29 protein-coding genes and 1 tRNA gene are annotated in these 25,935 nt (G+C 65.0%); 21 read left to right on the plus strand and 9 right to left on the minus strand.

Annotated elements, in window-relative coordinates; all coding sequences use genetic code 11:
• Window positions 1–31: 31 nt before the first annotated feature.
• Window positions 32–2,530: a TonB-dependent receptor gene (locus tag C1707_RS23355; RefSeq protein WP_101711357.1), complete on the plus strand. Its 2,499-nt coding sequence runs from the start codon at window positions 32–34 to the stop codon at window positions 2,528–2,530.
• A gap of 51 nt (window positions 2,531–2,581) precedes the next feature.
• Window positions 2,582–3,613, plus strand: coding sequence for a cytochrome c peroxidase (locus C1707_RS23360; RefSeq protein WP_240633803.1), 1,032 nt, complete (start codon window positions 2,582–2,584; stop codon window positions 3,611–3,613).
• A 317-nt stretch (window positions 3,614–3,930) separates the two neighbouring features.
• Here C1707_RS23360 and C1707_RS23365 read toward each other — a convergent pair whose 3' ends face one another.
• Complete coding sequence (locus tag C1707_RS23365; RefSeq protein WP_164467441.1) at window positions 3,931–4,656, minus strand: energy transducer TonB; 726 nt, start codon at window positions 4,654–4,656, stop codon at window positions 3,931–3,933.
• An 83-nt stretch (window positions 4,657–4,739) separates the two neighbouring features.
• Window positions 4,740–5,477: a glutathione S-transferase family protein gene (locus C1707_RS23370; RefSeq protein ID WP_101711360.1), complete on the minus strand. Its 738-nt coding sequence runs from the start codon at window positions 5,475–5,477 to the stop codon at window positions 4,740–4,742.
• Window positions 5,478–5,572: 95 nt separating this feature from the next.
• Here C1707_RS23370 and C1707_RS23375 point away from each other — a divergent pair, with 95 nt between their 5' ends.
• The 4 genes from C1707_RS23375 (at window position 5,573) to C1707_RS23390 (ending at window position 10,866) form a co-directional block, all read left to right on the plus strand.
• Window positions 5,573–6,313, plus strand: a complete 741-nt coding sequence (locus tag C1707_RS23375) for a helix-turn-helix transcriptional regulator (RefSeq protein ID WP_101711361.1) — start codon at window positions 5,573–5,575, stop codon at window positions 6,311–6,313.
• Between the two features lie 172 nt (window positions 6,314–6,485).
• Entirely contained in the window at window positions 6,486–8,795 is a 2,310-nt protein-coding gene (locus C1707_RS23380; protein WP_101711362.1) for a TonB-dependent receptor, read from the plus strand.
• On the plus strand, window positions 8,792–9,367 hold the full coding sequence (locus C1707_RS23385) for a hypothetical protein (RefSeq protein ID WP_101711363.1): 576 nt from the start codon (window positions 8,792–8,794) through the stop codon (window positions 9,365–9,367). Before C1707_RS23380 ends, C1707_RS23385 begins: the two co-directional genes overlap by 4 nt.
• A complete protein-coding gene (locus C1707_RS23390) occupies window positions 9,367–10,866 on the plus strand; it encodes a PepSY-associated TM helix domain-containing protein (protein WP_101711364.1) in 1,500 nt (499 codons plus the stop codon). Before C1707_RS23385 ends, C1707_RS23390 begins: the two co-directional genes overlap by 1 nt.
• Before the next feature lie 647 nt (window positions 10,867–11,513).
• Here the strand turns inward: C1707_RS23390 and arsH are convergent.
• Complete coding sequence (gene arsH, locus C1707_RS23395; RefSeq protein ID WP_101711409.1) at window positions 11,514–12,248, minus strand: arsenical resistance protein ArsH; 735 nt, start codon at window positions 12,246–12,248, stop codon at window positions 11,514–11,516.
• A gap of 54 nt (window positions 12,249–12,302) precedes the next feature.
• On the opposite strand from arsH, the gene C1707_RS23400 reads away from it, so the two are divergent.
• The 6 genes from C1707_RS23400 to C1707_RS23425 all read left to right on the plus strand — a co-directional run bounded on the left by C1707_RS23400 (window position 12,303) and on the right by C1707_RS23425 (window position 16,347).
• Window positions 12,303–12,674: an ArsR/SmtB family transcription factor gene (locus tag C1707_RS23400; RefSeq protein ID WP_101711365.1), complete on the plus strand. Its 372-nt coding sequence runs from the start codon at window positions 12,303–12,305 to the stop codon at window positions 12,672–12,674.
• Complete coding sequence (locus tag C1707_RS23405) at window positions 12,671–13,204, plus strand: arsenate reductase ArsC (RefSeq protein ID WP_101711366.1); 534 nt, start codon at window positions 12,671–12,673, stop codon at window positions 13,202–13,204. The genes C1707_RS23400 and C1707_RS23405 overlap by 4 nt, the downstream gene beginning before the upstream one ends.
• Before the next feature lie 4 nt (window positions 13,205–13,208).
• Window positions 13,209–13,883 (plus strand): MIP/aquaporin family protein, encoded by a 675-nt coding sequence (locus C1707_RS23410; RefSeq protein ID WP_101711367.1) that lies wholly within the window; start codon window positions 13,209–13,211, stop codon window positions 13,881–13,883.
• Window positions 13,880–14,293, plus strand: coding sequence for an arsenate reductase (glutaredoxin) (gene arsC, locus C1707_RS23415; protein ID WP_101711368.1), 414 nt, complete (start codon window positions 13,880–13,882; stop codon window positions 14,291–14,293). Before C1707_RS23410 ends, arsC begins: the two co-directional genes overlap by 4 nt.
• A 207-nt stretch (window positions 14,294–14,500) precedes the next feature.
• Window positions 14,501–15,676 carry a nucleoside triphosphate pyrophosphohydrolase family protein gene (locus tag C1707_RS23420; protein WP_101711369.1) on the plus strand — a complete coding sequence of 392 codons (1,176 nt, stop codon included), beginning with the start codon at window positions 14,501–14,503 and terminating at the stop codon, window positions 15,674–15,676.
• Window positions 15,676–16,347 carry a uracil-DNA glycosylase gene (locus C1707_RS23425; RefSeq protein ID WP_101711370.1) on the plus strand — a complete coding sequence of 224 codons (672 nt, stop codon included), beginning with the start codon at window positions 15,676–15,678 and terminating at the stop codon, window positions 16,345–16,347. Before C1707_RS23420 ends, C1707_RS23425 begins: the two co-directional genes overlap by 1 nt.
• On the opposite strand, the gene C1707_RS23430 is transcribed toward C1707_RS23425, so the two are convergent.
• Genes C1707_RS23430 through C1707_RS23450 form a run of 5 tightly spaced genes read right to left on the minus strand, consistent with a single transcriptional unit; the run spans window position 16,344 to window position 19,404 of the window.
• Window positions 16,344–17,090, minus strand: a complete 747-nt coding sequence (locus tag C1707_RS23430; RefSeq protein WP_101711371.1) for a thymidylate synthase family protein — start codon at window positions 17,088–17,090, stop codon at window positions 16,344–16,346. The genes C1707_RS23425 and C1707_RS23430 overlap by 4 nt on opposite strands.
• On the minus strand, window positions 17,062–17,739 hold the full coding sequence (locus tag C1707_RS23435; RefSeq protein ID WP_101711372.1) for a C1 family peptidase: 678 nt from the start codon (window positions 17,737–17,739) through the stop codon (window positions 17,062–17,064). The genes C1707_RS23430 and C1707_RS23435 overlap by 29 nt, the downstream gene beginning before the upstream one ends.
• Window positions 17,736–18,764: an ImmA/IrrE family metallo-endopeptidase gene (locus C1707_RS23440; RefSeq protein ID WP_101711373.1), complete on the minus strand. Its 1,029-nt coding sequence runs from the start codon at window positions 18,762–18,764 to the stop codon at window positions 17,736–17,738. Before C1707_RS23440 ends, C1707_RS23435 begins: the two co-directional genes overlap by 4 nt.
• The gene (locus tag C1707_RS23445) at window positions 18,764–19,114 is read right to left on the minus strand and encodes a helix-turn-helix domain-containing protein (protein WP_101711374.1); all 351 of its coding nucleotides are present in this window, start codon (window positions 19,112–19,114) and stop codon (window positions 18,764–18,766) included. The genes C1707_RS23440 and C1707_RS23445 overlap by 1 nt, the downstream gene beginning before the upstream one ends.
• On the minus strand, window positions 19,114–19,404 hold the full coding sequence (locus C1707_RS23450) for a hypothetical protein (protein ID WP_145998289.1): 291 nt from the start codon (window positions 19,402–19,404) through the stop codon (window positions 19,114–19,116). Before C1707_RS23450 ends, C1707_RS23445 begins: the two co-directional genes overlap by 1 nt.
• Window positions 19,405–19,648: 244 nt before the next feature.
• On the opposite strand from C1707_RS23450, the gene C1707_RS23455 reads away from it, so the two are divergent.
• Both C1707_RS23455 and C1707_RS26320 read left to right on the plus strand, forming a co-directional pair.
• Window positions 19,649–20,365, plus strand: coding sequence for a recombinase family protein (locus C1707_RS23455; protein WP_101711376.1), 717 nt, complete (start codon window positions 19,649–19,651; stop codon window positions 20,363–20,365).
• 778 nt (window positions 20,366–21,143) lie between these two features.
• Window positions 21,144–21,743 carry a hypothetical protein gene (locus C1707_RS26320; RefSeq protein WP_164467442.1) on the plus strand — a complete coding sequence of 200 codons (600 nt, stop codon included), beginning with the start codon at window positions 21,144–21,146 and terminating at the stop codon, window positions 21,741–21,743.
• On the opposite strand, the gene C1707_RS23465 is transcribed toward C1707_RS26320, so the two are convergent.
• Window positions 21,740–21,964, minus strand: a complete 225-nt coding sequence (locus tag C1707_RS23465; protein ID WP_240633804.1) for a helix-turn-helix domain-containing protein — start codon at window positions 21,962–21,964, stop codon at window positions 21,740–21,742. The genes C1707_RS26320 and C1707_RS23465 overlap by 4 nt on opposite strands.
• Before the next feature lie 182 nt (window positions 21,965–22,146).
• Between C1707_RS23465 and C1707_RS26325 the strand changes: the two genes are divergently transcribed.
• The 7 genes from C1707_RS26325 (at window position 22,147) to C1707_RS23490 (ending at window position 25,870) form a co-directional block, all read left to right on the plus strand.
• Complete coding sequence (locus C1707_RS26325) at window positions 22,147–22,632, plus strand: hypothetical protein (protein WP_145998291.1); 486 nt, start codon at window positions 22,147–22,149, stop codon at window positions 22,630–22,632.
• Window positions 22,633–22,794: 162 nt separating this feature from the next.
• Window positions 22,795–23,070, plus strand: coding sequence for a hypothetical protein (locus C1707_RS23475; protein WP_101711380.1), 276 nt, complete (start codon window positions 22,795–22,797; stop codon window positions 23,068–23,070).
• Window positions 23,067–23,243, plus strand: coding sequence for a hypothetical protein (locus C1707_RS26330; protein ID WP_164467443.1), 177 nt, complete (start codon window positions 23,067–23,069; stop codon window positions 23,241–23,243). Before C1707_RS23475 ends, C1707_RS26330 begins: the two co-directional genes overlap by 4 nt.
• Before the next feature lie 360 nt (window positions 23,244–23,603).
• Window positions 23,604–23,921, plus strand: a complete 318-nt coding sequence (locus C1707_RS26335) for a hypothetical protein (protein WP_145998292.1) — start codon at window positions 23,604–23,606, stop codon at window positions 23,919–23,921.
• 38 nt (window positions 23,922–23,959) lie between these two features.
• Entirely contained in the window at window positions 23,960–25,024 is a 1,065-nt protein-coding gene (locus C1707_RS23480) for a tyrosine-type recombinase/integrase (RefSeq protein WP_164467444.1), read from the plus strand.
• A 100-nt stretch (window positions 25,025–25,124) separates the two neighbouring features.
• A tRNA-Gly gene (locus C1707_RS23485) sits at window positions 25,125–25,199 on the plus strand.
• 83 nt (window positions 25,200–25,282) lie between these two features.
• Entirely contained in the window at window positions 25,283–25,870 is a 588-nt protein-coding gene (locus tag C1707_RS23490) for an HD domain-containing protein (RefSeq protein WP_101711382.1), read from the plus strand.
• The last annotated feature ends 65 nt before the right edge of the window (window positions 25,871–25,935 follow it).

A 25,935-nucleotide genomic window follows, 5' to 3' on the forward strand; every position in this document is an offset into this window, starting at 1 on the left:
CGTAAGTACGGGGCGAGTGATGAAGCGAGCGATGATGACGACCGCGGCCATGGCCGTGGCGATGGGCGCGGCCGGCCAGGCCTGGAGCCAGGACGAGAAGGCCGAGCGCCTGCCGAAAGTCAGCATCGAGGCGACCGCCGCCGCTCCGCCCGCCGCCGCCTACCAGGCCAATGATCCGGTCGACTCGGGCACCTCGAAGATCAGCCGCCGCGCCCTCGAGGACCGCACGCCCGGCAACGGCGACGTCATCGAGACCCTGAAGATCCTGCCCTACGCCAACTTCGACTCCAACCAGGGCCTGGCCACGCAGGAAAGCATCCAGGACCAGCGTCCTGCCAACATCTCGATCTCCGGCGGGCAGTTCTACGACAACTACTTCTCGATCGACGGCATCGGCGTGAACAGCCGCCTGGACGTCGTCAATCTCGGTGGCTCCAACCTGCAGAACTACAACGAGACCGGCGGCGGCAGCGCTCAGTCGATCTGGCTCGACACCAACCTGATCGAGAGCCTGACGGTGCGCGACAGCAATGTCTCGGCCCAGTACGGCGGCTTCACCGGCGGCGTGGTCCAGGTCGAGACGCGCCAGCCGTCGCACGTCTTCGGCGGCACGCTGACGGTCGGTTGCACCAACGACAGCATGACCTCGTTCAAGATCCCGGCGAAGACCTTGGCGCTCCTGGGCGGCGTCAAGCCGGAGCATCCCAACTACGAAAAGTGCAAGGTCAACGCGACGGTCGACCTGCCGATCAACGAGAAGGTCCGCGTCCTGCTCGGCGCCGGCCGGCAGGAAACCGAGATGACCTACTACCGCGCCGCCAACTATGGCGGCGGCGCGTTCGGCCTGAAGAGCCGCAGCACCAACGCCCTGGCCAAGGTCGAGGTCGACCTCGCGCCGGACCTCGTGCTGCGCGGCCAGGTGGCCTACAGCCCCTACACAAGCGAGAATTCCGCCGACAACGCCCGCAACGCGGTCATGACCCAGCAGGGCGGCGGCCTGACCGGCAAGCTGGAACTGGCCGGCAAGCGCGACCAGGCCAACTGGACGCTGGCCGCCACCTACGCCAAGGCCAAGAGCGGCCGCGAGGCGCCGGACCCCAATTTCTCGTGGTCGTCGGCCTCGAACTACGCCGACTGGTGCTCCAGCACCAACTGCACCGAAGGCAGCTTCGGCGACCTCGACCAATGGCAGGAAGACATCGGCCTGCAGGCCCGCTGGAACCAGCCGTTCATGGGCGGCGACCTGCGCCTGGGCGCCGACTACGGCCATGTCGAGGCCCGCAAGACCCGCCCCGAGGACAACTACGCCTACAGCCAGGGCACGGTCAGCAGCCGCGTCACCTGCGTGGCGGGCGACGTGGCCTGCAAGGAGGGCGACATCGTCCTGCTCAGCGCCATCTACTACCAGGCCTACGACGCCCGGGTCAGCCTCGACTCGGTGTCGGCCTTCGCCGAGTACGAAGTCAGCCGCGGCCCGCTGACCGTGCGCGGCGGGTTGCGCTACGACCATGAGAGCCTGCTGGCCAACCACAGCTTCGCCCCCCGCCTGTCGGTGGTCTACGAACTGCCGTGGGAGGTCACCGCCACGGTCGGCGCGAACCGCTACTACTCGCGCGACTTCCTGGGCTACGCGATCAAGTCGCAGTACCCCGGCACCAGGGTCTATCGCCGCACCACCTCGACGGTGAACGGCCAACTGGTGGCCGGCGCCTGGACGCTCAACACCCACACCGTCACGGCCGGCGTCGCGGGCACCGGCGTCAAGACGCCCTACTCCGACGAACTGACCTTCGCCCTGGCCAAGCCGGTCTTCGGCGGCGTGGCCCGGATCAAGGGCGTGGCCCGCGAGAGCCGCGACCAGTTCACCGCCGGCGTCGTCACGGTGAACCAGTACATCCGCGAGACCAACGGCCAGACCTACACCTACAACACCACCAGCCTGGGCAACGACGGCGAGACCTCGTTCCGCGGCCTGTCGGCCGAATGGAGCCGGGGCTTTGGTCGCCACACCGTCTCGCTGAACGGCTCGTGGTCGAAGACCGAGGACAACCTCAGCGACGGCTACTATGAGGATCCGTCGGACGAGACGGAGTACGGCGACGAGCTGATCTACTACAAGGGCGAGGTCCGCACCCTGACGGGCGTAATCGCCGAGAACCAGCGGCTGAACTACGCCGCGCCGGGCCTGATCAACGGTGACTGGAGCGCGGACTGGTGGAAGGGCCGCGTGCGGACCAACCTCAACGCCCGCTGGCGCTCGGGGTACGACCAGATCGAAGACCTGGGAACCTACCAGACCGTAAGCGGCGTGCGCTACGCGATATGGGACGTGGTCCGCTACAAGTCGCAGACGACGTTCAACGCCAACGTCTCGGCCCTGGTGGCCCAGACCGCCTATGGCGAGGCGCGCCTCGACCTGCGGATCACCAACCTGCTCGACACACTGCCGCAGACGGTCACCGCCGCGTCGACGAGCAAGCCCTACCGCATGGGCCGCTCGTTCTGGGTGGGCATGAGCTACAAGTTCTAAGCCATGAAGCGCGCGGCGAATCTCCTTCTTTTGCTGGGAACGGCGGCGGCCTTGATCGGGCTGGCGCCGGCGCCCGACCCGACGGCGCTTCGCCGCGCCGCCTTCGCGGGCAAGCCCGACAGCTGGCCAGCTCCCGCCCTGCTGCCGGGCGCCAGCTTCACGCCGTTCGGCGCCTTGCCCGCCCCGGCGATCCCGGCCGACAATCCGCAGACGCCCGAAAAGATCGCCCTGGGCCGCAAGCTGTTCGACGACCCCAAGCTGTCGGGCTCGGGCCAGATCGCCTGCGCCTCGTGCCACAATCCCGAACTGGCCTTCGGCGACGGGGTGAAGACCTCGTTCGGCCACGACCGCCAGCGCGGGCGCCGCAACGCGCCCACCTTGAGCGTCGTGGCCTGGCGCACGCCGCTGTTCTGGGACGGTCGCGCCGGCAGCCTGGAGACCCAGGCCCTGGGCCCGGTCGTCGACCACAAGGAGATGGCCGGCGACCCGCGCGAGATCGAGCGCCGCCTGGCCGCCGATCCCGACTATCGCAAGGACTTCAAGGCGGTGTTCGGGGCCCGCCGGCCAACCATGCAGGACGCCGCCAAGGCCCTGGCCGCCTACCAGCGCACCCTCAAGCCGCGCAGCAGCAAGTGGGACCGCGTGCTGTCGCTGGGCGGCCGGGTGCTGACCGACCAGGAACTGCAGGGCCTGGAGCTGTTCCAGGGCAAGGCCGGCTGCGTCAACTGCCACAACGGCCCGCTGCTGTCGGACGGCAAGTTCCACAACATCGGCCTCAGCTTCTACGGCCGCAAGCTGCAGGACCTGGGCCGCTACGAGGTCAGCGGCGACCCGGCCGACGTCGGCGCGTTCCTGACGCCGTCGCTGCGCGGGATCTCCAGGACCGGCCCCTACATGCACAACGGCACCTTTCCCACGCTGGAGGGCACGGTGAACTTCTACAACGAAGGCGGCGCCCGCCCCCGCCCCAAGGCCGACCAGGTCGGCGACCGCCTGTTCCCGACCACGACGCCCCTGCTCAAGCCCCTGGGCCTGACGCGGGAGGAGAAGGCGGCGCTGGTGGCGTTCCTGGAGACACTCTAGGTCGCGCTGCGCTGGCCCCCTCCGGGGCACCTCCCAGAGGGAGAGGATCTATTGGCTACGAACCTCCCCCCGTGGGGACTGTTGCGAAATTCGGAACGTCGAAGAACAGACCAGAATCCGTTCGAGAACAGTTCGGAATCAAAAGGGGAAAGTCGTTCTTGTTTTACCCCATTATGCAACGATCCCCCCGTGGGGGAGGCGATCGCGATAGCGATCGGTGGGGGGAGTTGGGCCAGACCGGCCGATGCCTCGAAAGCTGAAAACGGCCCCCCTCCGGCCTTCGGCCGCCTCCCCCAGAGGGGGAGGTTCTGGAAAGCCTACCCCTTGACCGCGTAGGCGATCGGGGTCTCGAAGCGGCGACGGTTCCAGTCGGAGTCGCGGGGGGCCTTGGGGAACGGGGCGGCGGTGGAAAGGAGGTCCATGGCCGCGGCGTCGAGCGCGCGATCGCCGCTGCTCTCGACGATCACCGCCCGCGACATCCGGCCGAAGCGGTCGAGGGTGAAGGCCACCACCACTACGCCCTGGCTGCGGCGGCGCTTGAGGGCCTCGGGCATGGTCTTGCGGGCCTCGATCCACGACAGCACCTGGGCGGCGTAGGGATCGTGGGTCTTGGCCAACTCGCCGCGCGCCTGCACCGGCGCTCCGCCGCCGGCCGGGGCGGACGCCGCCGAAGCGGCGACGGCCACCGGGGTCGCGGTGGAGGTCGAGCGGGTCTCGGCCTGCTGGGGCGCAACCTGCGGCGCGGCGATCAAGGGATCGGGCGCGGGGATCGGGACCGGGCGCGGCCGGATCGGCGAGACGGCGCGCGCCTCGCGCGGCACGGCCCGCTCGCGCTTTTCGGCCGACGCCTGGGAGGGCGAAGGCTCCGGGCTGGGGGCCAGCGCCTCGAACAGCGCCGCCTCCATGGCCGGCGGTTCGGACAGCCCGGGCATGGCGCGGACGAAGCCGACCAACCCGACGGCCACGGCCGCGTGCAGGCCCACCGAGACGCCGGCGGCGAGGATCTTGTCCCTGCTCCGTCGGCCCGACCGGGGCCGCTCCACGCCTATGGATTCCGCGACACTCATAAGAATGCGTCGCATCTACAGGATGGACGGCTCCGGCACAATGTCCGGGCGTCTACGGATCAGGCCGCCTTGAGGGTCTGCGCGCCCATCTCCGCGGCGAAGGCGGGGTAGAAGGTCGCCAGCATCCGCTCGGCATAGGCCACGAGGTTGCAGAACCCCTCGGCCCGGCGACGGATCGGCGAGTCGAAGAACGGCGTCAGGATCTGGGCCAGCACGCCGAAGACGATGGCGTCGACGCTGGTCGGCCGCTCGCCCATCATGAAGGCCTTGTCGCCCAGCAGCTCCGACAGGGCCGTCAGCGACCAGGACGCCAGCTCGACGATCTCGTCGGGGGAGTGCCGGGCGACGCCGACGGCCTTGAGATTGGTCTCGACGGCGTCGAGCAGGCCCGCCTTCAGGTCCTGGCGCATGGCCTCGGGCGCGCCGTCGAACCAGCGGGCCGGCCCCTTCTCGAAATTGTCGAAGTCGAAGAAGCGGAAGTAGCAGTTGGCCCAGCCCAGTTGGTTCTCGACCATCCGCTCGATCGCCCAGGCCTGAGCGCGCTCGGCGCGGGTCAGGCCCGCGTCCAGGTCGACGCCGTAGCTACGCTCCAGATAGGCGCGGATGAAGGTGGAGTCGGCGACCTTGACGCCGTCGTCGTCGATCCAGGGCAGCTGGCCCTTGGGCGAGGTCTCCGGATGGGCCGGGACCTTCTGGTAGGCCAGCCCGGCCATCATCAGGTGGATCTCGGTCTTGGTGACGTAGGGGCTGCCTTCGGGAAGACCGTAGGCCGGGCCGGCGGCGTAGAGCGTGATCATCTCGAGGTCCCTCTCGTGCGGTATTGCGATGAGGACAGACTGCCGCCACCCTGCTGCCAGCATGCTGTCAGCAACGATCCGGCACAGTGAGACCCATGAGACGCGCTGAACGCCTATTCCAGATCATCCAGATCCTTCGCCGCAGCCGCGCGCCGGTCACCGCCGACGCCATCGCCGCCGAACTGGAGACCTCCAAGCGCAGCGTCTATCGCGACATCGCCGCATTGGTCGGTCAGAGGGCGCCCATCCGCGGCGAGGCGGGCGTCGGCTACGTGCTGGAGGCCGGATACGACATGCCGCCCCTGATGCTGACGCCGGACGAGATCGAAGCCGCCGTGCTGGGCGCCCAATGGGTGGCCGGCCGGGGCGATCCCGCCCTGGCCACCGCCGCCCGCGACCTGATCGCGAAAATCGCCGCGGCGGTGCCCGACAACCTGCGCCCCTACGTGCTGGAGCCGGCCACCCGGGCCCCTGCCCCGTGGAACCCGACGCCCGACAACATCGACATGGCCCAGACCCGCGCCTGGATCCACGCCGGCCGCAAGATCCGCCTGGACTATCGCGACGAGAAGGGCGCGGTCAGCCAACGGATCGTCTGGCCGGTGACCGTCGGCTACATGGCCACCACGCGCATGCTGATCGCCTGGTGCGAGCTGCGCGACGACTTCCGCAACTTCCGCACCGACCGGGTGGTGGCCGCCGAGTTCCTCGACGACCGCCACGGCCAGCGCCCCGCCGTGCTGCGCGCCCGCTGGCAGCGGCAGATGGAGGAGGAATGGGCCGCCTACGACGCAGCCCACGCCGCCAAGGGCCTCATTCCGCATAGCCCGGGCTAGGCGGGTCGTCGGAGGCTCACGCGCCCGCTAGGCGGACAAAGGATATTTCCGAATGGAAACAATATCCCTCGCAAATCCACGCCGCCTCCATCATTTCTGCGAATGAGTTTGCATTTGACTCGCAATTAAACCGCCGTTAGCTGCGACCCATTCTTAAATATCGGGGGTCTGCATGAAGTCGCGGTTGATGATGGCGAGCGCTGTCGGCGTTTGGGCGGTGCTGGCGGGGTCGGCCTGGGCCGAGGCCCCGGCCGCCACGGCGCCGGACGCCCCGACGCAGGTCGACCAGGTGGTCGTCACCGGCGAGAAGGCCAGCCGCAGCGTGCAGGACACCGTCACCAGCGTGGCCGTGACCACCGCCCGCACCATCGAGCGCGAGCAGATCCGCGACTTCTACGACGTGATCGCCAAGACCGCGAACATGAGCGAGACCTACGGCAAGAGCGGCTTCACGATCCGGGGCGTGGCCAACAACAACGTCTCGGGCGGCGGCACCGGCGGCCTGGCCACGGTCTATGTCGACGGCGCGGCCATCCCGGAACGCGCCATGTACGGCGGCCCGCTGGACATGTGGGACGTAGGCCAGGTCGAGATCTTCCGCGGCCCGCAATCGACGCTGCAGGGCCGCAACGCCCTGGCCGGCGCGGTGATCGTGCGCACCACCGACCCGACCTCGGACTGGAACTTCAAGGTGCGCGCCAGCACGGCCAGCGGCGACGACCGCTCGATCGCCTTCGCCGGCGGCGGCCCGATCGTCGCCGACCAGCTGGCCTTCCGCGTGGCCTTCGAGGACCACACCGCCGACGGCTTCATCTACAACACCACGCGCAAGGCCGACGACGACACGCTCGACAGCCGCATGATCCGCGGCAAGCTGCTGCTGACCCCGGCCTCGGCCGAGGGCTTCAAGGCCATCGCCACCTACAGCCGCAACGAGCGCAAGTCGGGCTATCTCTACACCTACAGCCGCACCGACACGCCGGACTACTACGACCACCGCGTCACCACGACCAACTCGCCCAATACCAGCGACATCACCACCGACATCGCCACGCTCGAGGTCGAGCAGAAGCTTAGCCAGCGGTTCATCCTGTCGGGCGTGGCCTCGTGGAGCCAGGTCGACCTGGTGCAGCGCTATGACGGCGACCTGGGCCCGCAGACCCTGTCCTACGGCGGCCAGGATGAGATGATCGAGACGTCCAGCCAGGAAGTGCGCCTGAACTACGAGGGCGAGCGCCTGAAGGGCCTGGTCGGCCTCTATCACGCCACCCGCGACGCCGAGCGCAAGTCGGCCAGCCTGACCAACGTAGAGTTCCCGCGCGCCACCCTGGTCAGCGTGCTGACCGGGCAGCTGGTCAGCGGCGGTTATCCCCTGGCCCTGGCACAGGCGACCGCCAACCAGTTCGCCACGGCCTACATCGCCCAGCTGCCGGTCATCCCCGTCGACTACAGCTCCGACGCGCCGGAACTGGTGGAGACCACCGCGATCTTCGCCGACGGGACCTTCGCCCTGACGCCCAGGCTCAGCGTGCTGGGCGGCTTCCGCTACGATCGCGAGAAGAACACCCAGAGCTCGGTGCAGACCGCCCTCTTCGCCGGGACCTATCCCAACCCAGCCAACTTCCCGACCGCCTACGCGCCCTTCGTGGTGCTGGTGAACCAGTTCGTCGGCTCGATGGTCGCCCAGGCCGGCGCGCCCTCGCCCAAGACGACGCGCGAGTTCGAGGCCTTCCTGCCCAAGATCGGCGCCAAGTACGCCTGGACCGACGACATCTCGACCAGCTTCGTGGTGCAGCGCGGCTACCGTTCTGGCGGCACGGCGATCAACACCGCCCGTTCCACCGTCGTCGCCTACGATCCGGAATACACCTGGAACTACGAACTTTCGCTGCGCACCTACTGGCCGCAGTGGGGCCTGACGGCCAACGCCAACGCCTACTATGTCGACTGGACCGACCAGCAGGTGTCGCTGAACCTGGGCCTGAACGCCTACGACTACCAGGTCGAGAACGCCGGCAGCTCGCACCTCTACGGCTTCGAGGTCGAGCTGGCCCAGCGCCTGTCGGCCAAGGCCAGCTGGTACGCCTCGCTGGGCCACACCAGGACCGAGTTCGACGAGTTCAACGTCGACACCGGCGCCGACACCCGCAACCTGTCGGGCTCGGAATTCCCCTACGCCCCGCACTGGACGTTCTCGATCGGCGGCGACTACCGGTTCGGCAACGGCCTGGTGGCCAACCTGAACGCCAACTACCGCGACCGGTCCTACACCGAGGCCGGCGGCGAGCAGGACGGCCGCATCGCAGGCGAACGCACCCTGGTCAACGGCCGCTTCGGCTACGAGAGCGACCGCTGGGGCGCCTACGTGTTCGGCAAGAACCTGCTGAACGAGAAGTACAGCCAGTACAGCCGCGAGGACGTGCCGGTGGCCCTGCTGGGCGAGCCGCGCGTGCTGGGCGTCAGCCTGGAGGCGCGCTGGTGATCGGGTTGGGAGGCCTCGCCCTCGCCCCGCTGGCGCTCGGCGGCGCGCTGCTGCTGCGGCGCGCCTGGACCCATGCCGACGCGCGCCGGCCCTGGCTGATCGTCGGCGGCTGGGTGCTGCTGGCGGTCGCCGTCGCCGCGTCCGTACCGTTGCTGGGCGCGGCTCGGGGCCCGTCGATCGTGCTGGCCCTGGCCTCGACCGTGGCCCTGGCGGTCGTGGCCGCCGGGGTCGAGCTGCGTGAGGCCAGGCGCAAGGCAAGGCCCCAGGTTCTGGGCGAACTGGCGCTGGAGCCCTCGGACCGCCGGCGCGTAGCCTGGCGCGGCTGGCTGCGCGGCTTTCTCGCCGGCCCGCTGGGCGGGGCAGCCGCCATGGCCGTGGGCCTGGCGGTCGCCGTCTGCTTCCCCGCCGAGGTCAAGACCCGCCTGATCGTCGGCGGCATGCTGGTGCCGTTCCTGTGGGCCGGCGGCATGGCCTGGACCCTGTCGGACGACAAGATCCTGCGCGCCCTGGCCGTACTGGTCGGCGTCACCGTCGCCGGCTTCGGCGCCGTGTTCCTGAAGGGCTCTCTCTGATGCACGCCCCGCAACCCAAACAGAAACCCGCCGGCAAGCCGATCTGGCCGAAGGTCCCCGCCGGCTTCGTCCGCGCCATGCTGGCCGGCCATTCGGCGCTGGGCCTGGCTTTCGCCGCCCTCATCTATCTCGTCTGCTTCTCGGGCGCGGTGGCGGTGTTCACCAACGAGTTCAATCGCTGGGAGCAGCCCACCGCCCCGGTGCTGCACGGCGTGACGCCCGCCGCGGTCGGCGCGGCCTTCGACGAGGTTCTGGCCAAAAACCCCAAGGCCCACGACCTGTTCATCCGCATGCCCGAGCCCGCCCTGCCCCGCCTGTCGGTGCACGGCGACGACGCCAAGGGCGGCGAGCACACCTGGTTCGCCGACGCCTCGGGCAGGATCGTCGCCGAGCAGCGCACGCCGTGGAGCGAGTTCCAGGCCAAGATGCACACCGTGCTGCACCTGCCGGGCAGCTGGGGCTTCTTCCTGGTGGGACTGACAGGCGTTGCTCTGCTGTCGTCGCTGGTCTCTGGCGTGCTGTCGCATCCGCGTGTGTTCAAGGACGCCTTCGCCTTTCGGTGGGGCGGCTCCAAGCGCCTGCAGGAGGCCGACCTGCACAACCGCATCTCGGTGTGGGGTCTGCCCTTCCACGTGGTGGTGTCGCTGACTGGCGCGTTCCTGGGCCTTTCGGTCCTGATCGTCGGGGTGCTGGCCATGGTGGTGTTCGACGGGAACCGCGACAAGGTCTTCGCCCTGTTCAGCGGCCCGGCCGTGGCCGACGACCCGCGTCCCGCGCCGGTGGTGGACGTGGCCAAGGGCCTCTCCGTACTGCAGGCCAGGCATCCGCAGGCGGGCTTCAACTACATCTTCGTCGAGCACCCCGGCGAGACCGGCCAGCACATGAGCATCAACCGCGTCACGCCCGGCAGGCTGTCGCGCGGCGAGATGTTCATCGTCGACGGCAACGCCAAGGTCCTGGGCGAAGCCGGCTTCGAGAGCGGCAATGTCGGCATGGCCATCTACGCCAGCCTCACCCCGCTGCACTTCGGCTGGTTCGGCGGCTGGCCGGTGAAGGTGGCGTACTTCCTGCTCGGCCTGGGCCTGACGGCCGTGACCGCCAGCGGCGTGGCCATCTGGCTGGCCCGCAGGCGCGACAAGGGCCGCCCGGCCCCGCGCTGGGAGCGGGTGTGGGTCGCCTTCTGCTGGAGCCAGCCCCTGGCCTACGGCGTCAGCGCCATCGTCGCCCTGCTGGCCCAGGGCGTCCCGCCCGTCGCCGTCTGGGGGGCCGCGACCCTGCTGGCCAGCGCCAGCGCCGTCCTCTGGACGCCGCGGGTGATCTCGATCCGCTTGCGCCTGGCTTCGGCGGTGAGCCTGGTGCTGGCGGCCCTGGTCCACATCGCCCTCAACACCGGCCACGTGGTCGATCCGGTCGCCTGGATCATGGACGCCTCGCTTGTGCTGGGCGCCGTGGCCCTGGCCGTGTCGGTGAAGCTCACCAAGGCGCCGGCCGCGGCCTGATCCCGCCGCCCGAAACCACGCCGCGAAAGACGAAGGCCCGCCGGCGACGGCGGGCCTTTTTCGTTGGCTGTGCAAGCCTTCCCTTCAACGCTTGAGCGACGGGGCAAGACCGGCTAAGCACGACCTCCACGGTCGTTTGCGACCCGTGCGGGCGTAGTTCAGAGGTAGAACGTCAGCTTCCCAAGCGCCCGATATGCGTGTCGAAACAATCGCTTAGCTGTAAATCGCGATCAATTTCGCTCTAACGATTTCAATCGTTTGCGAGCGCTGCGTAAACGCATCAACTTCTGAAAAAGACGAAGTCCTAGAACGTGTCGACGCAGACGGACCCTGGTCCGGTATGTCAGGCTTGATAGGCATTCGCTTCCCTTATACCTCGTGAGGATCCGAGGTCTCTCTATGGAGGTTTTCAGCGCTGCTGCGACTTGGCGGGGAACGCGACATGAAGACGACACCAAACTGACAGCTTGCTGATGTTGTTTGACTTCGCCCGCCCCATCGAGCGGGTTGGTGTGCGTTGTGCGAGTGGCCAAAACAGTTCACCCACTGGGTTTTCAAGCTGGGGTAAGGACGAGGAGGTGGATCTCGAAGGGGGATCAACCGTGTCCACGCCTCCTGTCTTCGCGCAGCAGCAAAACTTGTAGTCCTTACCCGGTCGTCGTTTCGTGCTTCATCGCCTCGGCGGCCAGAGCAACATGCTCAGGGATGCGCCCGCTGGCCTTGCGCTCGCTATAGCGGTCAACGAGGTAGTCGGCGCGGTCGCGGGTCAACAGCGTGAACTTCACCAGCTCCTCCATCACGTCCACGACCCGCTCGTAATAGCTGGACGGCTTCATGCGGTCGTTGTCGTCGAACTCCTTGTAGGCCATGGCGACCGACGACTGGTTGGGAATGGTGATCATCCGCATCCATCGGCCCAGCAGGCGCAGGGTGTTCACCGCGTTGAACGACTGCGACCCGCCGCTCACCTGCATGACCGCCAAGGTTCTCCCCTGGGTAGGGCGGACGCTGCCGATCTCCAGCGGTATCCAGTCGATCTGAGCCTTCATGATCCCGCTGATAGCCCCGTGGCGCTCCGGGCTGCACCAGACCTGCCCCTCCGACCACAGCGACAGGGCGCGTAGCTCCTGGACTTTCGGATGGTCCGGGGTCGTGGCGTCGGGCAGCGGCAGGTCGCGAGGATCGAAGATGCGGGTTTCACAGCCCAACGCCTGGAGGATGCGGGCGGCCTCCTCGACCAGAAGGCGGCTGAAGGAGCGCTCCCGTAGCGACCCATAGAGCAGCAGGATGCGGGGCGGATGCTTGGAGGGCGCGGCGACTTCGAGCCGGGCCTGATCGACCTGAGCGAGGAACTTAGGGTCGAGAGCGGGGAGGTCGGTCACGGGCAACTCCAAAAGCGTCATTGAACTGTCGAATAATTCGAGCATATTGGAAATATGGAATCGAAAGCCGCTGTCAATATGCTGTCCGCCCTCGGCCATGAGGGGCGTCTGGCCATCTTCCGCCTGCTGGTAAAGGCCGGTCCCGTAGGGATTGCGGCTGGCGACATCGCCCGGACGCTGAACGTCCTACCCAACAGCCTGTCGGCCAACCTCAACGTCCTCTCGCACGCCGACCTGATCACATCTCGCCGCGAAGGGCGGTCGATCATCTACTCGGCGGACTACGGCGCGATGAGCGGCCTGCTGGGCTTCCTGATGGAGGACTGCTGCAACGGCTCGCCCCAGATATGCGCGCCGCTGAGCGCCATCGTCGCCAAGGCCGAGGCTTGCGACGGAACCTGCCTGACGGAAAAGGAGTCCGCATGAGCGCCGACCATCCCCAAATGAACGTGCTGTTCCTCTGCACCCACAACTCGGCTCGGTCGATCATGGCCGAGTGCATCATGAACCGGGTCGGCGGGGGCCGATTCAAGGCCTATTCGGCGGGCTCGATGGCGAGCGGCGAGGTCAACCCGCACGCCCTCAACCTGCTCAAGCACCTGAACTACAAGACCGACGATCTGCGCTCAAAGAACTGGGACGAGTTCGCCGCGCTGAACAATCCCGACGCCCCCGAACTCGATTTCGTGTTCACCGTCTGCGACCACGCCGCCGGCGAGGTCTGCCCGATCTGGCCGGGCCAGCCGATGAGCGCCCACTGGGGCATTCCCAACCCTGGCGACGCGGAGGGCTCCGAGGCCGAGATCGCCCTAGCCTTCGCCGAGGCCTATCGCCAGCTGGATAGGCGCATCACCCTGTTCTGCGCCCTGCCGATGAAGTCCCTGGACCGTCTATCGCTGCAACGCCGTCTCGACGAGATCGGCCAGACCAAGACCTCGGACAACACGGCGGCCTGATCGGATGGAGCGGTTCAGCGTCTCGCGCCGCCTTGTCGCGGAAGGCCTAGGCTCGACCCTGCTGCTGGCGGTGGTGATCGGCTCGGGGATCATGGGCGAGCGCCTGGCTGGCGGGAACGTCGCCATCGCCTTGCTCGGCAACACCCTGGCCACGGGCGCGGCCCTGGTGGTGCTGATCTGGGTCTTCGGGCCGATCTCCGGGGCGCATTTCAACCCAGCGGTGACCCTGGTGGCGGCCCTGCGGCGGGACCTGCCGTGGTCGCTGACGCCAGGCTACCTCCTGGCGCAGATCGGCGGGGCGATCCTGGGCGCGTGGTGCGCTCACGCGATGTTCGGCGAGGCGATCTTCCAGGTCTCGACCAAGCTGAGGGACGGCGGCGCGCAGGCCTTCTCCGAGGCCGTCGCCACCTTCGGCCTGCTGGCGACCATCCTGGGGACCTCGCGGTTCCGACCGGACAGCACGCCAATGGCGGTCGGCCTCTACATCACCGCCGCCTACTGGTTCACCGCCTCGACCTCGTTCGCGAACCCGGCGGTGACGGTGGCGCGGAGCCTGTCGGACACCTTCGCCGGGATCGCGCCCTCCAGCGCCCCGGCCTTCATCCTTGCCCAGCTGTTCGGCGCGCTCCTCGCGGCGGGCGTCTTCGGCTGGCTCCTCAAGACGGACACGACCCCATGAGCGACGCTGACTTTCCGATCGTCATCTTCCACAACCCGGCCTGCGGCACGTCACGCAACACGGTCGCCATGGTTCAGGCCGCTGGCTACGCGCCCAAGGTGGTAGAGTATCTTCAAGCTGGCTGGACCCATGACCAACTTCGAGAGTTGGCGGGTGAGGCTGGTCTCACATTCCGAGCCCTCATGCGCGAGAAGGGCACACCCGCCGAGGCGCTGGGGCTGCTGGCAGACGGCGTGGACGAGGCGCGCATACTCGACGCCATGGTCGAGCACCCGATCCTCGTGAACCGCCCCCTCGTCGTGACGCCGAAGGGCGTGAAGCTCTGTCGCCCCTCCGAGGTGGTGCTCGACCTACTGGACCGGAAGCCGGAGAGCTTCACCAAGGAGGACGGCGAGGTGGTTAAGCTCTGAGCCTCAGTCGCGATGTTCGGTCTCCGCGTGCGGTACATGCGGGCTGGAATTCTGTGACGTTTCGCGCAACGTCCGTAGCGCCTAGTGCCAAGCGCTACCGGCGACCGGACGAGGCCACCCGCGTGATCTTGGATCACTGCTCAGCGAACATGGATATAGAGAAGGGAATCGGTCAGGCTTCCAACCCGGCGTTGAGGGGAAACGACCGTGGATGATCAATATGAGGCGTTGAGCCTATCCGCGTATGCAGCGGGTGCGGCTCGAACGGACCGAGGGGTGGACGGCCAGTCTCTGGCATTTCCGCTTCTGGGGCTGTTCGGTGAAACCGGCAGCCTCCTCAGCGAACTCAAGAAGAAGCAGCGCGATAAAGCCGCCTCGCGCGCCTACGCTGACGCTGTCGCCGATGAACTGGGGGACGTGCTCTGGTACTTGGCGTCAATCGCGAACCGAGGCGGAATCAGCTTGAATGCGGTTGCCGCTCATGTGGTGCGGAACGATGCTGAATGGGCTGGAGTCGAAATCCCAGATCTCACCTTCGAGACCCTCCAGCCCCACAACATTCCCCGCACAGGTCAAGCTCAGCCAGATTTTGAGACAACTCTCCTGGCCCTCGCTGATGAAGTAGGCGGACTTGTACGGGCTCACCGTGAGGGCGAGATCCAGCACGGCGGGGCGACGCTCGCCCTGCCGTTGTCGAGGATTTTCAAGCTCCTGTTACGTGCCTCGCGCGAAGCGGGGATGACGCTGGAAAGTGCCGCGATCAAGAATCTATACAAGACCCAAGATCGCTGGCCGGATGAGCGTCGCTATCCTGCCGCCTTCGATGAAGGCTGCGACGAGGATGAGCAATTACCCAGGCAGATGACGATCGACATTTTTGAAAAGAAGGTTGGTGGATACCCTTTCGTCTTCCAGCGCTGCAACGAACTTTTCATCGGAGATCGTCTAACCGACAACTCACACGAACCGGATGATTATCGTTTTCATGACGTCTTCCATTTCGCATTTGTGGCGATACTCAGCTGGTCGCCGGTGATCCGGTCCCTACTGCGGCTCAAACGCAAAAGCTTGCCGAAGACGGACGAAACGGAAGATGGCGCACGCGCAATTCTCATCGAAGAGGGCATCTCGACCTGGGTCTTCGGCCAAGCCGCACCGCTGCAGCTCTTCGAGGGAATGAATCCCGGGCAAATGCCGATTGGTATCTTGAAGCAAGTTCGCCAGTTTGCGTCCGGCTACGAGCCACAGGTGTGCCCTCTGTGGCTGTGGGAGGAGGCGTTGCTCCAAGGTTATGCCGCCTTTCGTTTCCTCAAGACGCACCGGCGGGGGCGAGTCATTGTGGATTTCAACAACCGGCAATTACGTATAGAGCCCCTGCCGTGATGACCCCGACCGACTTCGTCGCCGCGCTTGAGCGAGCAGCCCTCCCGGACGTTTTTAACCCTTGGCGAGACCATTGCGCCGTCCATGATCTGGACGACGCCGCCGAGCGTCGTCGCGAAAACCTCAGGCTGGTGCTCGAACAGGCGCTGGAGGGGGGCGTGACCACCATGTGGGTTGCCCGCGATCTTGGATATCGGGGCGGCCGACGCACCGGTGTCCCCCTAACGGACGAGGTACATCTGGCTTCCGCAGGGGCGTTGTTCCGCGATGTTGCCCTGACGCGCGCCACTCATGGGCCGGTTGTGGCCGAACGGACCGCTGCCGTGGTTTGGCGAGTACTGGAACAGGTCCGTCAGCCCGTAGTGCTTTGGAATGTCTTTCCCTTCCATCCGCACGAGGCAGGCGATCCGATGTCGAACCGTTGCCATACGCGCGCCGAACGGGAGGCCACTTGGCCGCTTCTGGAGGCATTGATCGGAATGATCCGACCTGAACGGATTGTCGCCATTGGTCGCGACGCCAGCATGGCGTTGGCCGATCTCGGGGTCACATCGTTCTCCGTGCGACATCCCAGCTACGGTGGACAGTCCGAGTTTATCGCTGGGATGCAGGATCTCTACGCCCTAACCGACGAGCCTCCGCTTTTCGCGGCATCGGCCGGAAGGGCCTAGGCGGCCTGATCACAGGCCGCCAGCAACTTCTGAACTTCGCCGCGCGGCTGATCGGCAACGGCGTGGGTCGAGACGATCGTCAGCGATCCAACCTGCAGGCCAGCTTCTTCAGCCACGAAGGCCATCAGACGACCTAAGCCGATGAAATTGCCCAGCAGCTTCTCCACATAGTAGTGGTTGCGGTACATCACAGTCAGGTCCAGCCGCTCGCCGTTGGGTGTCTTGCGGGGTTTGAAACTGCCGTGACTCAGGCATTGCCCACCGTAGGAAACGCGCGTCGCATCCCGGTTCGGGTCGAAGATCGTGAACTCGTACTTATTCCGAGCAGTTACCGCCGGGTCAGACAGCCGATCAATGATGTCGGCCAGTTGGTTGACCGTTTCGCCGGTTGCTGTCCCCACGTTGATCATGCGTTCAAAGTAGTAACCCGACCATCGCTCGTTTTTGCCGGCTGCGGGTAAGACGCGGGTCATGAAGCGATCATAAAAGGCTGGCGCACCGTGCCGGCGATAGAGCGCGTTCGGAAAGATCGTGTTCGCCACCGTTTCGATGGGCTTCTTGTCCTTCTCCCGTAGGAATGTGTCCACGACTGAAACGACGGGATCAGCCAGCGTGGATTTCGCCAACGGATCAGCGATGTCCAAGATGACATTGTGCGCCTCACCGCCCTCCTTGAGGACGGCGCGCAGGCCTTCGCGCCAGGCTGTGGCGCAATCAGGCTGCGACGGGATCGCCAGATACATCGGACTTTTCCTTGAATAGGGCGGTGCCAAACAAGCTCGCCGCCACGTAGGAACGGGGCAGCCAGGCGTGACCATCCACTCCCCAGCCGTTGCCCCAGCTATTACGCACCAGCACAGCGGGTTCTCCGCCAACTTCGCCATGTCCGACTGCCAGGACGGCGTGCCTGATCGCGGGGTCGGGTGGTCCACTGTGCAGCTGGACTACACCGAACGCATCTGGAGTGAAGAATCCCTGCGATAACATCATCAGCATCAGGACGAGGCGTCCGCTTTCAAGTGATGCGACGAGGTGGTCCCAGCTCGGCGCAGCGGGAGCTCCGATGCAGTGATAGACTGGGTCATTGAAATCCGGCGCGGCCCATGGTTCCGGCAAGGTTGCCAGGTACGGCCAGACGGTCTCCAGAGGTTGACCGTCTTCCGCCAACGCCTCGATGATCGAAGGAAGGGTTGCCCCTACTTGAGATGGCCGTTTGGCCCGGCGCTGCGCATGGAAAAAAGCTGCTTCGCATGAAAGGGGCGGCCAAGGGGCGCGCAGCCCAGCGTGCGCATCGCTCGCAGCAAACGCCAAACAAGTAGGCCGGCGACCTTGGTCGCGTGCCGGCCCGAGCCGATTTCGCAGGTCAATCTGGACCGAGATGCTTCCGGTCATGCAGCGCCCAGCCGAAGCCGCCGCTCGGCCCGCGATAGTCCACCGGCTTCCGGGCCGCTGAAGTCCAGCCGAACAGAAAATGCGTCGATTGCCGCCTCAGGTTGCCAAGGGCGAATTTGGCGCAAGGTGACGTTTTCAGTCGAGGTTTCGGTCGCGGCGATCAAAATTCGACGAAGGTAGGGGCCACCCACGGCGTCGCCTTCAACACCGCTCCTGATATCCGAAATGGCGGTGAAGCCTGCGTCGGACAGCGGCCGCACATCCCAGAGGAAGCCGGCTGAGCCCTTCTCCTGCAACTCCACAACAATATGGTCGTTGGATCCGCCATCCAGACGGCCGCCGTCGTCCCGTTCGGTCAAGACCCAAACATTGCCTTTGTAGGTTTCGGGCCTGAAGTCGCCGAGCAGCGTTACTTTAAGCTTCCTCCGCGGGACGGCGAGAAGGGCGATGCGGTTTGCCCCGGAGATCATGCCATAGCGTTCTAGCGTGCGTACCGTAGCCTCGTAGCTCGCTCCGAGTCGCAATGAGAGCTGATAGACGATCTCAGGCCGAACGAGATCGTCGATACGCCACGCTTGCCGACCGCAGTGAAGTTGAATGAGCCACTTCGGCATCAGCATCGCCGAAGCGAAGGCGTCGGCTTCAGCTTCCTGATAGCCATCGCGCCGATCGCGAATCCGCAACTCTTCGAGGGAGCCACGCCGTAGGATTTGCTCTTCGTCATCGAGGCTCGGACGATGCCCCATCAGCCGATGCCCCAGTTCGTGGGCCGCCGTAAAGCGCTGGATGCTCAGAGGACGTTCGGTCGTAACCAAAATTCCCGGGGACGGCACATCAACATAGGCACCCAGTAGGCCTTTGAGCGGCCGCACAAGCAGCGGAAGGTCAAGTTGAGCGATGATGGCAAAGATATCGACCGCGCTGGGCTCGGCCTGTATCTGGTCTCGCAGCTTGAGGTCGCGCTGAAGTCGCCCGGCAGCCTGCACGCCGTTGCGCACCGCGTCGCTATAGTTTGTGGCAGCCACTACGCCCCCGATGCCGATTTTGATCGAAGGTACTGAGCGAAGCGCGTCAGTTCTGTCCGATCGTCTTCAGACATGTCGGCAGCCAAGCGCGCCAGATGAACGACATCCGGCGGCAGTTCGCTTGCCTGCTCTTCTCCGGTGAGATAGCCGACGGTTTGGCGATACAAGCGGGCCAACCGAACAAGCTCGGTCGCTTCGACGCGTCGTTGGCCGCTTTCGATCCCGGTCAACGCTGTACGCGTCAATCGCAAATGTGCAGCAACTTCATCCTGCTTGAGGCCCAGATATTCGCGCGCCTCCTTTAGTCGCTCGCCTAGACGCTTGCGGTCGCCCTCTTCATCACCGGGCATCAATGGCCTCCCGGATGCTTCTTGTGCCAGGCCGTCTCGATCCGGGGCACCATGTGGGCCAGAGCCTCGTCGATCGAGTCATAACCGCCGGTGCGAACGATGTTCTTAGGTTCGAAGCCCAAGATCGGTTCGAGCGCGCAGGTAATCTCCACCACAGTCAACGAGTCCAAGCGCATTTTGACTGCTCGAAGGGCAGTTGGCTCGGAAGGAAGGGTTATGCCCTGCATCCCGGCCTCGTCTTGAGCAAGCTGGGTCAGCTCGTTCAGCAAGCAGCTAACGATCTCTTGCATGGGGAAAGCCTTCAGATCAGGCTTTTCCATAGTGGGGGCGGGCGCGTCATCGGACATAATAACAATGTAATGTCGGATTTCCGGACATTCAAGGCAAAGGTTAGTACGAGGCTGAAATCAACGTCCGCGCGGGTGGAAGGCAATCACAGCCCCCTTCTAGCTACCCATTTTGCCTTCGCGCACACCCTTGGCCCCGAGAATCCCGCCCAGTAGATGGTGATGCTCCATCGTCCAGGAGCATCAGATGCAACGGTTCGTCGCCTACTACAGGGTCTCCACCAAGCGGCAGGGCGAGAGCGGCCTGGGCCTCGACGCCCAGCGCGACGCCGTCCGCGCCTATGTTGCCGGCCGGGCGGTGGTCGCCGAGTTTGAGGAGGTGGAGAGCGGCAAGAAGGCGGACAGGCCTGCTCTGGAGGCCGCCCTTCGGGCCTGCCGGCTGCACGGGGCCATCCTGGTCATCGCCAAGCTCGACCGATTGTCCCGGAGCGTCACCTTCATCTCGAAGCTGATGGACGAGGGCGTCCAGTTCGTCGCCTGCGATCTGCCCCACGCCAACGCCCTCACCGTCGGCATCATGGCCAGCGTCGCCCAGTTCGAGCGCGAAATGATCTCGACCAGGACCCGCCAGGCCCTCGCCGCCGCCAAGGCTCGCGGTGTCGTCCTGGGCGGTCGCCGTGGCGATCACCGGATCGAGGACCACGCCACTGTCGGTCGTATGCGTTCAACTCGGGTGAGGTCCGAACGCGCAACAAGCGCCGCCGGCGACGTCATGGCGGTCGTGGAAGACATTCGTGGTGGCGGTGAGCGATCGTTGCAGGCTTTGGCTGACGAGCTCAACGCTCGGAAGATTTTCGCGCCGCGCGGTGGTCTTTGGTCGGCGGGGCAGGTCAGACGAACCGTGCTCCGAGCCCAGACCGTTTCGCCGGTGGACCAAAAAGAATGCCTACATCAGGCGTCTTGACGATCCGGAAAGTTGTGGTAACCGCGCATGCGTTGTTAATAGTAGATATAACAATATCTCTTATTTGATATATTTCTATTGGTTGGAGAAGCGCGCTTCGCGCGCACAACGTGATTTGCTTCGCCCGGAGCGCTACGCGCTCTCGGGACTGCACAAATCACGTTGTTGAACTCAGATTGTCACTTGTGTCCGGGGTGTGGACTTGCGACAAAGTCCCTCGACCTCGATGGTCACTCTCCTGCGGTGCTGAGCGCCGCATCGCGGCGCTACCAGCTTCGTTTGCAGTGCGTCGTCTATCCTACCGGGTCATCAGGGATGGTTCCGGTCAAAATAGAACCTGATGTCCACTCCAAAACCCACCCGGGTTCCCACTCGGGATCAGCTGCGGCGCGCGAGCGCTGCTGTATTCGCGTCTCCTTGGTCGGTCGGCACGGCCTCTGACGGCTCTCCGAGCCTTCTTGGCCGGGACGCCATCCAAATGATGCTCGCTGAGCTTCCTGCCCGCGAACAAGATGCAGGCCGTAGAGTCCTTGCTGCGATGGAAGGGCAGTTGCAGACATACACGCCCGCACTTCTCGGGATATTCGAAAAGCGAGATGCGATCCGCGCGCGCTGGGCTGAGGCGGCCCAAAGGCCCTTTGTGCCCAGGGTCAGAGCGGTCCTGCGTCAGGCCATCGGGTGCGCGATCTACGCAGATTCAAGCGCGGGGCTTGAGCGCTTGGCGGTGGGTGATCGGCCTCCTCCCGAAGGACCCGCGGTGGAGACCAGCTGTTCGGCTGTGTTCGACGCGTTGCTCGGAACTGCGGAACGAGTTCCTCCGATTTCGGCGTCGTTCATTAACGAGCCTGAAGTTTGGATCTCGGCGCAGAAGCCATCACCAGCAGAAGCTTCGCGCTGCTCCACCGGCAAGGCGGAGCTGCAGCAAGCGATCAACTATATGACCGCCCGCGCTTGGCGGCACCATGTTGTGCCTGGAGCTTGGCGGCTTCGGCTGGTCGCCGGCAGCGCCCTTCAGCGGGAAATCCGGAAGTATCGTGACGACGACACCGAGCGCGGACGAGCTCGACACATCGCGGGTCAGGCGATCTTGAAGATCTCCGCCAAGATTGGACGCGATGCTTTCCGGATGATGGCGCGGAGCAGAGACGATGATGTCGGCAGCCTCCGTGCCTACCTCGAAGAGCTTCGGGCGGTCATGTCGCAAGCCGCTCAGCGGGGGGGTGAAGAAGGGCTGCGCCAGCTCGTTGAGGAAGGTGTCCACGGGCCTGTCACCGACAAGAGGCGTCACCGACGAGTGAAACGTTGGGAGGCGGCCAAGGAGCTCCTGACGCACCTCGGCGACGGCATCGAAGCCGAGCCACTCGCCAGCAGCAGCTAGAAGTCCAACCTGTCCGGCATCGCCGCCGCCAAAGCCGCCATCAGGTCGCCGGCAGGATTGCCCAGCGCCTTGGCGATGGCGATGAACTCCACCACATCGATCCGGCGTTCCCGGCCTTCGATCTTGGAGACAAAGGAACGCGGCTTTCCAAGGCGGTCCGCCAGCTCACGCTGAGTCAAACCGGCCTCTTTCCGCTTCTCGACCAAGAAGCCGATCGCCACTCCGTATGCCGTCGAGGAGACCCAAGGTCTCTGCATGGTCGCCGCCTGTTCCCAGAGCGGCGCTTCTGCTATGCGCGGCGTCAGCACCCATCATGGGTGCAATTGTTCTGCATTTGGGGGGATGTATGCGCGGAGTGAGTTGGGTTCGTGCGCTGGTGGCGACGCCTTTCGTCGGAGCTTGCATGGCCAGCCTGTTGGCGGGCTGTAGCGGCCGCGATCCTGACGCCTATCCGAAGGCTTTGGCCGAGGACGCCCACGTCGCCCTACTTGGAGCCCTGAAAGATCCTGCCAGCGCCCTTTTTCAAGACGTCGCTTGGTCCACTGGAGTTGATGGTCCGACCATCTGCGGGCTGGTGAACTCGAAAAACAGCATGGGCGGCTACACCGGTATGCAGCGGTTTGTTCGAACCTTCTCGCCCGATGACGCGGCCATTCTCGAGCAGGTGGCGAAGGGGGAGACTTCTAAGGACCTCGCCCGTCATGAGCTCAAGGCCAATCGGCTCATAGCTGAGAGCCACAATCGGTTTCCCGACAACGGCGAGGCTATCAAACCGACTTCTCTGCTCGTGACCGAGGAGCAGGTAGGTAAGAGCAAAATGGACCATGTCTGGGCGTCGAGATGTGGATTTCCCGACCCTGTCGCCTCCCCGAACGCCTTCACCAATTAAGTTCTTCGGTCTGCCGACTGTGACGGGGGTAATCCTGTTCCTTCCGACACCAAGTTAGTCTTTGGCGGCGGCGGCGGTAAAACGCCATACTCTTCAGATGCTTCCCACCCGACGAGCATTGATCGAACCGCTACGGTGATCTTCACATCAACGGAGATCATCATGACCAATCGGTCGTTTTCGAACTTCCTCGTCAGTCAGATCATCACGGCCAACACCACGCCGGCCGATCTGGCCCGGGACCTGAACTACAAGAGTCCCCTCATCGTCGATCAATGGGTCGCCGGTGAGGGTCTGCCCGACGCTGGCCTGCTTCCCCGGATCATCGAAGCTCTGAACGCCGACCCGGTGATCGCGGCGATGGCCTGGCTGTCGGCCAAAGTGCCCGAGTTGGCTGAGCCCCTGCAGGCGGTGGTCATCGAGCAGGTGACGGCATGACCCTGCACGACTTCGTCGTCCGCTATTTCGAACTGTTCATTCTGGCCTACTTGGTCATCGCGACCATCGTCATCATCCGGAAGCACCAGCGGCGATGGCGGCGGGAGGCTGAAGCCAGGAAAGGCGAGACCAGCTGTCCGCCAGTTCAACCCGACGACCCCGCCCGTCGCTGACCGCGCCCGAGTCTCTGCGCAACCGCATCGATTTCCCGACTCGGGAAGCGGTCACAGGGGCTCGAAACGACCTGCTCCGCTACCAGGGTAGCGGGCGGGGTTTGCGAGTCTCCTGGACGAGAAAATGGACGCTACCCCACGCTGCGTTTCAAGCGGCACGACGCAGAAAAATGCCTACATCCATCCGCTTGCATCCAGTGAGGCCTTGGACTATTCAGCCGCCCTCCCGTTCTCGCGGGGGCGACTTCAGCGCTCTGAAGAGGTTGTCGGACCTCAAACCGATACCCCCAGTGCCGCCCGCGGGCGCGCTGCATCCGGTCTCCGCTCACCGGTTCAGGAGCGGGCAGTCGGTACTGTCTCATGACATCCCTGGCCACCTCACGCGACCTCTCGGTCGCGCCTCGACCCGCGAACGACGCGGGCCGCGTACTTCCCCGTCTCCTGAACGCCAAGGAGGCTGCGCAATACCTAGGCTTTGAAACAAGGGACGTGCTCAAGTCCATTCCAGTCAAGCCGATCGAACTCAGCGTCACTGGTTCTGGATCTAGCAAGCGCTGGGACCGACGAGCCATCGACCAATGGCTCAATGAAAAAAGTGGTCTCCTGTCGCGCCCGGCGCTGGAGAGCGGTCATGACGTGGCCCAGGCCGAATTTGACGCTTGGCTTGCCGCCCAATGAAACGGTGCACTCTTGGCCTGCCGCACGCTCATCGGGTGATGAACCGGTCATCCAACGGTACGGTGAGGATTTATTGGTATCGAACGCGGGGCGGGGAGCAGATCGGCAAGTTCGTCGGCGCAAGCTATGCGGAGGCGATCGCGCTGGAGACGGCTGGTGCTCAGGAAGTCATCGCGGCCTACGCGCGCAAGCCTGAAAGGCCGGAGGCCAATGCAGCGACGCTTCGAGGCGTGATTGTTCGCTACAAGGCGTCTCCCACCGGCTTTCTGCGTCTAGCGGACAAGACGAAGGTCAACTGGCGACGTAGCCTGGACCTGATCGACGCAAAGTTCGGCAATCTCACCACCAAGGCTGTCAGTGCGAAGGGGGTCAAGAAAGCGATGATCGCATGGCGCGACGGCTTCAAGGATACGCCGCGCCAAGCTGACGCCCACATGACCGTGTTGAAACGCTTGCTGTCGTGGGCCGTTGAAAATGAAGAGATCGAGAAGAACCCGATTGAAAGGGTGGAGGGGATCTACAAGTCCAACCGCGCGGCCTTGATCGTCGAACCCGACGCGCTGGAAGCGATCCTAGAGCGAGCAACGCCTGAAGCGCAGCTCGCTATCCGATTTGCTGCCGCAACCGGCGTGCGCCGTGAAGATCTCTGTGAGATCGAATGGAGCTTTTTGCGGGAGAACCATCTTCTATTTCCCACCAACAAGAGCTCCGGCAGGAAGATTGTTCGCGTGCCCCTGCTAGGAGAGGCCTGGGCGGTTGTGGAAGAGCTCAAAAAGCAACGTGAACAAGCTATCGCTGAGGGGCGGGTGCCATCAGCGTTCATGTTCGTGACCGATCGGAAGACACCTTGGAAACCGGACTCTCTCACGCAGGCCTTTGCTCGGGCCGCTAAAGCCGCCGGCGTCGTTGGTCGTAGACTGAACGATTTGCGGGGAACCGCGATCACCAAGTTTGTCGTTGCGGGCTTCGACAACGATACCATCGCGGACATCGTTGGTTGGGAAGTGACAAGGGTCGCCAACATCCGGAAGCACTACGTCGACTCCTGGAATGTCGCTGAGCGCCTCATGCAGCAGCTTGAGCGATCCAGACAGACGGGCTAAAGGGAGCGACCTGTCGCAAGGTGCTGTGTAAACCGCGCTGTAAACTGACCTGAAGCGTTGTCGTTTTGGATTGTTTACCGCATTGAAAACACACAAAAATGCGGGCGTAGTTCAGAGGTAGAACGTCAGCTTCCCAAGCTGAATGTCGGGGGTTCGATTCCCCCCGCCCGCTCCAATCCCCTCCATCCCATCGACATTGACGCCCGCCCTCGCGGGGCGCAGATTCGACGTCAAACAGACGTTCGGGAGGAGAACGCGATGGCCGATGGCGAGGATCATCCCCGCGCGCGCTTCCACGCCATGACCGAGGGCACGGCAGAGGACTGGGCGATCATCGCCAAGGCCGCCGGCGACTACGGGCGCGAGCTGCCCGACCGGCTGATCAGGCACCTGCAACTGCTGGCGGGCGACTGCGGCGGGTTCGCGGTCGACCGGCTGGAGCACAGCCTGCAGACCGCCACCCGCGCCCATCTGGCCGGCGAGGACGAGGAATACGTCGTCTGCGCCCTGCTCCACGACATCGGCGACATCCTGGGCCCGCGCAACCACGCCGACATCGCCGCCGCCATCGTCCAGCCCTTCGTGTCGGAGGCCAACCACTGGATGGTGGCCAACCACGCGATCTTCCAGGGCTACTACTTCTTCCACCACCTGGGGCTGGACCGCGACATGCGGGAGACCTTCCGGGGCCACCCGCACTTCGAACGCACGGCGAAGTTCTGTCACCAATACGACCAGCCGGCCTTCGATCCGGTCTACGAGACCCTGCCGCTGGAGGCGTTCGAACCGATGCTCCGGCGCGTGATGAGCACGCCGAAGCGATCGATCTACCTGCGCCCGGAATGAGCACCCGCGAAGATTGCATCCCCTCGAAACACGCCTAAGCTTTTCCGGGACGGGCGATCAGGCCC

The sequence above is a fragment of the Caulobacter flavus genome, assembly GCF_003722335.1.
Taxonomy (GTDB): domain Bacteria; phylum Pseudomonadota; class Alphaproteobacteria; order Caulobacterales; family Caulobacteraceae; genus Caulobacter; species Caulobacter flavus.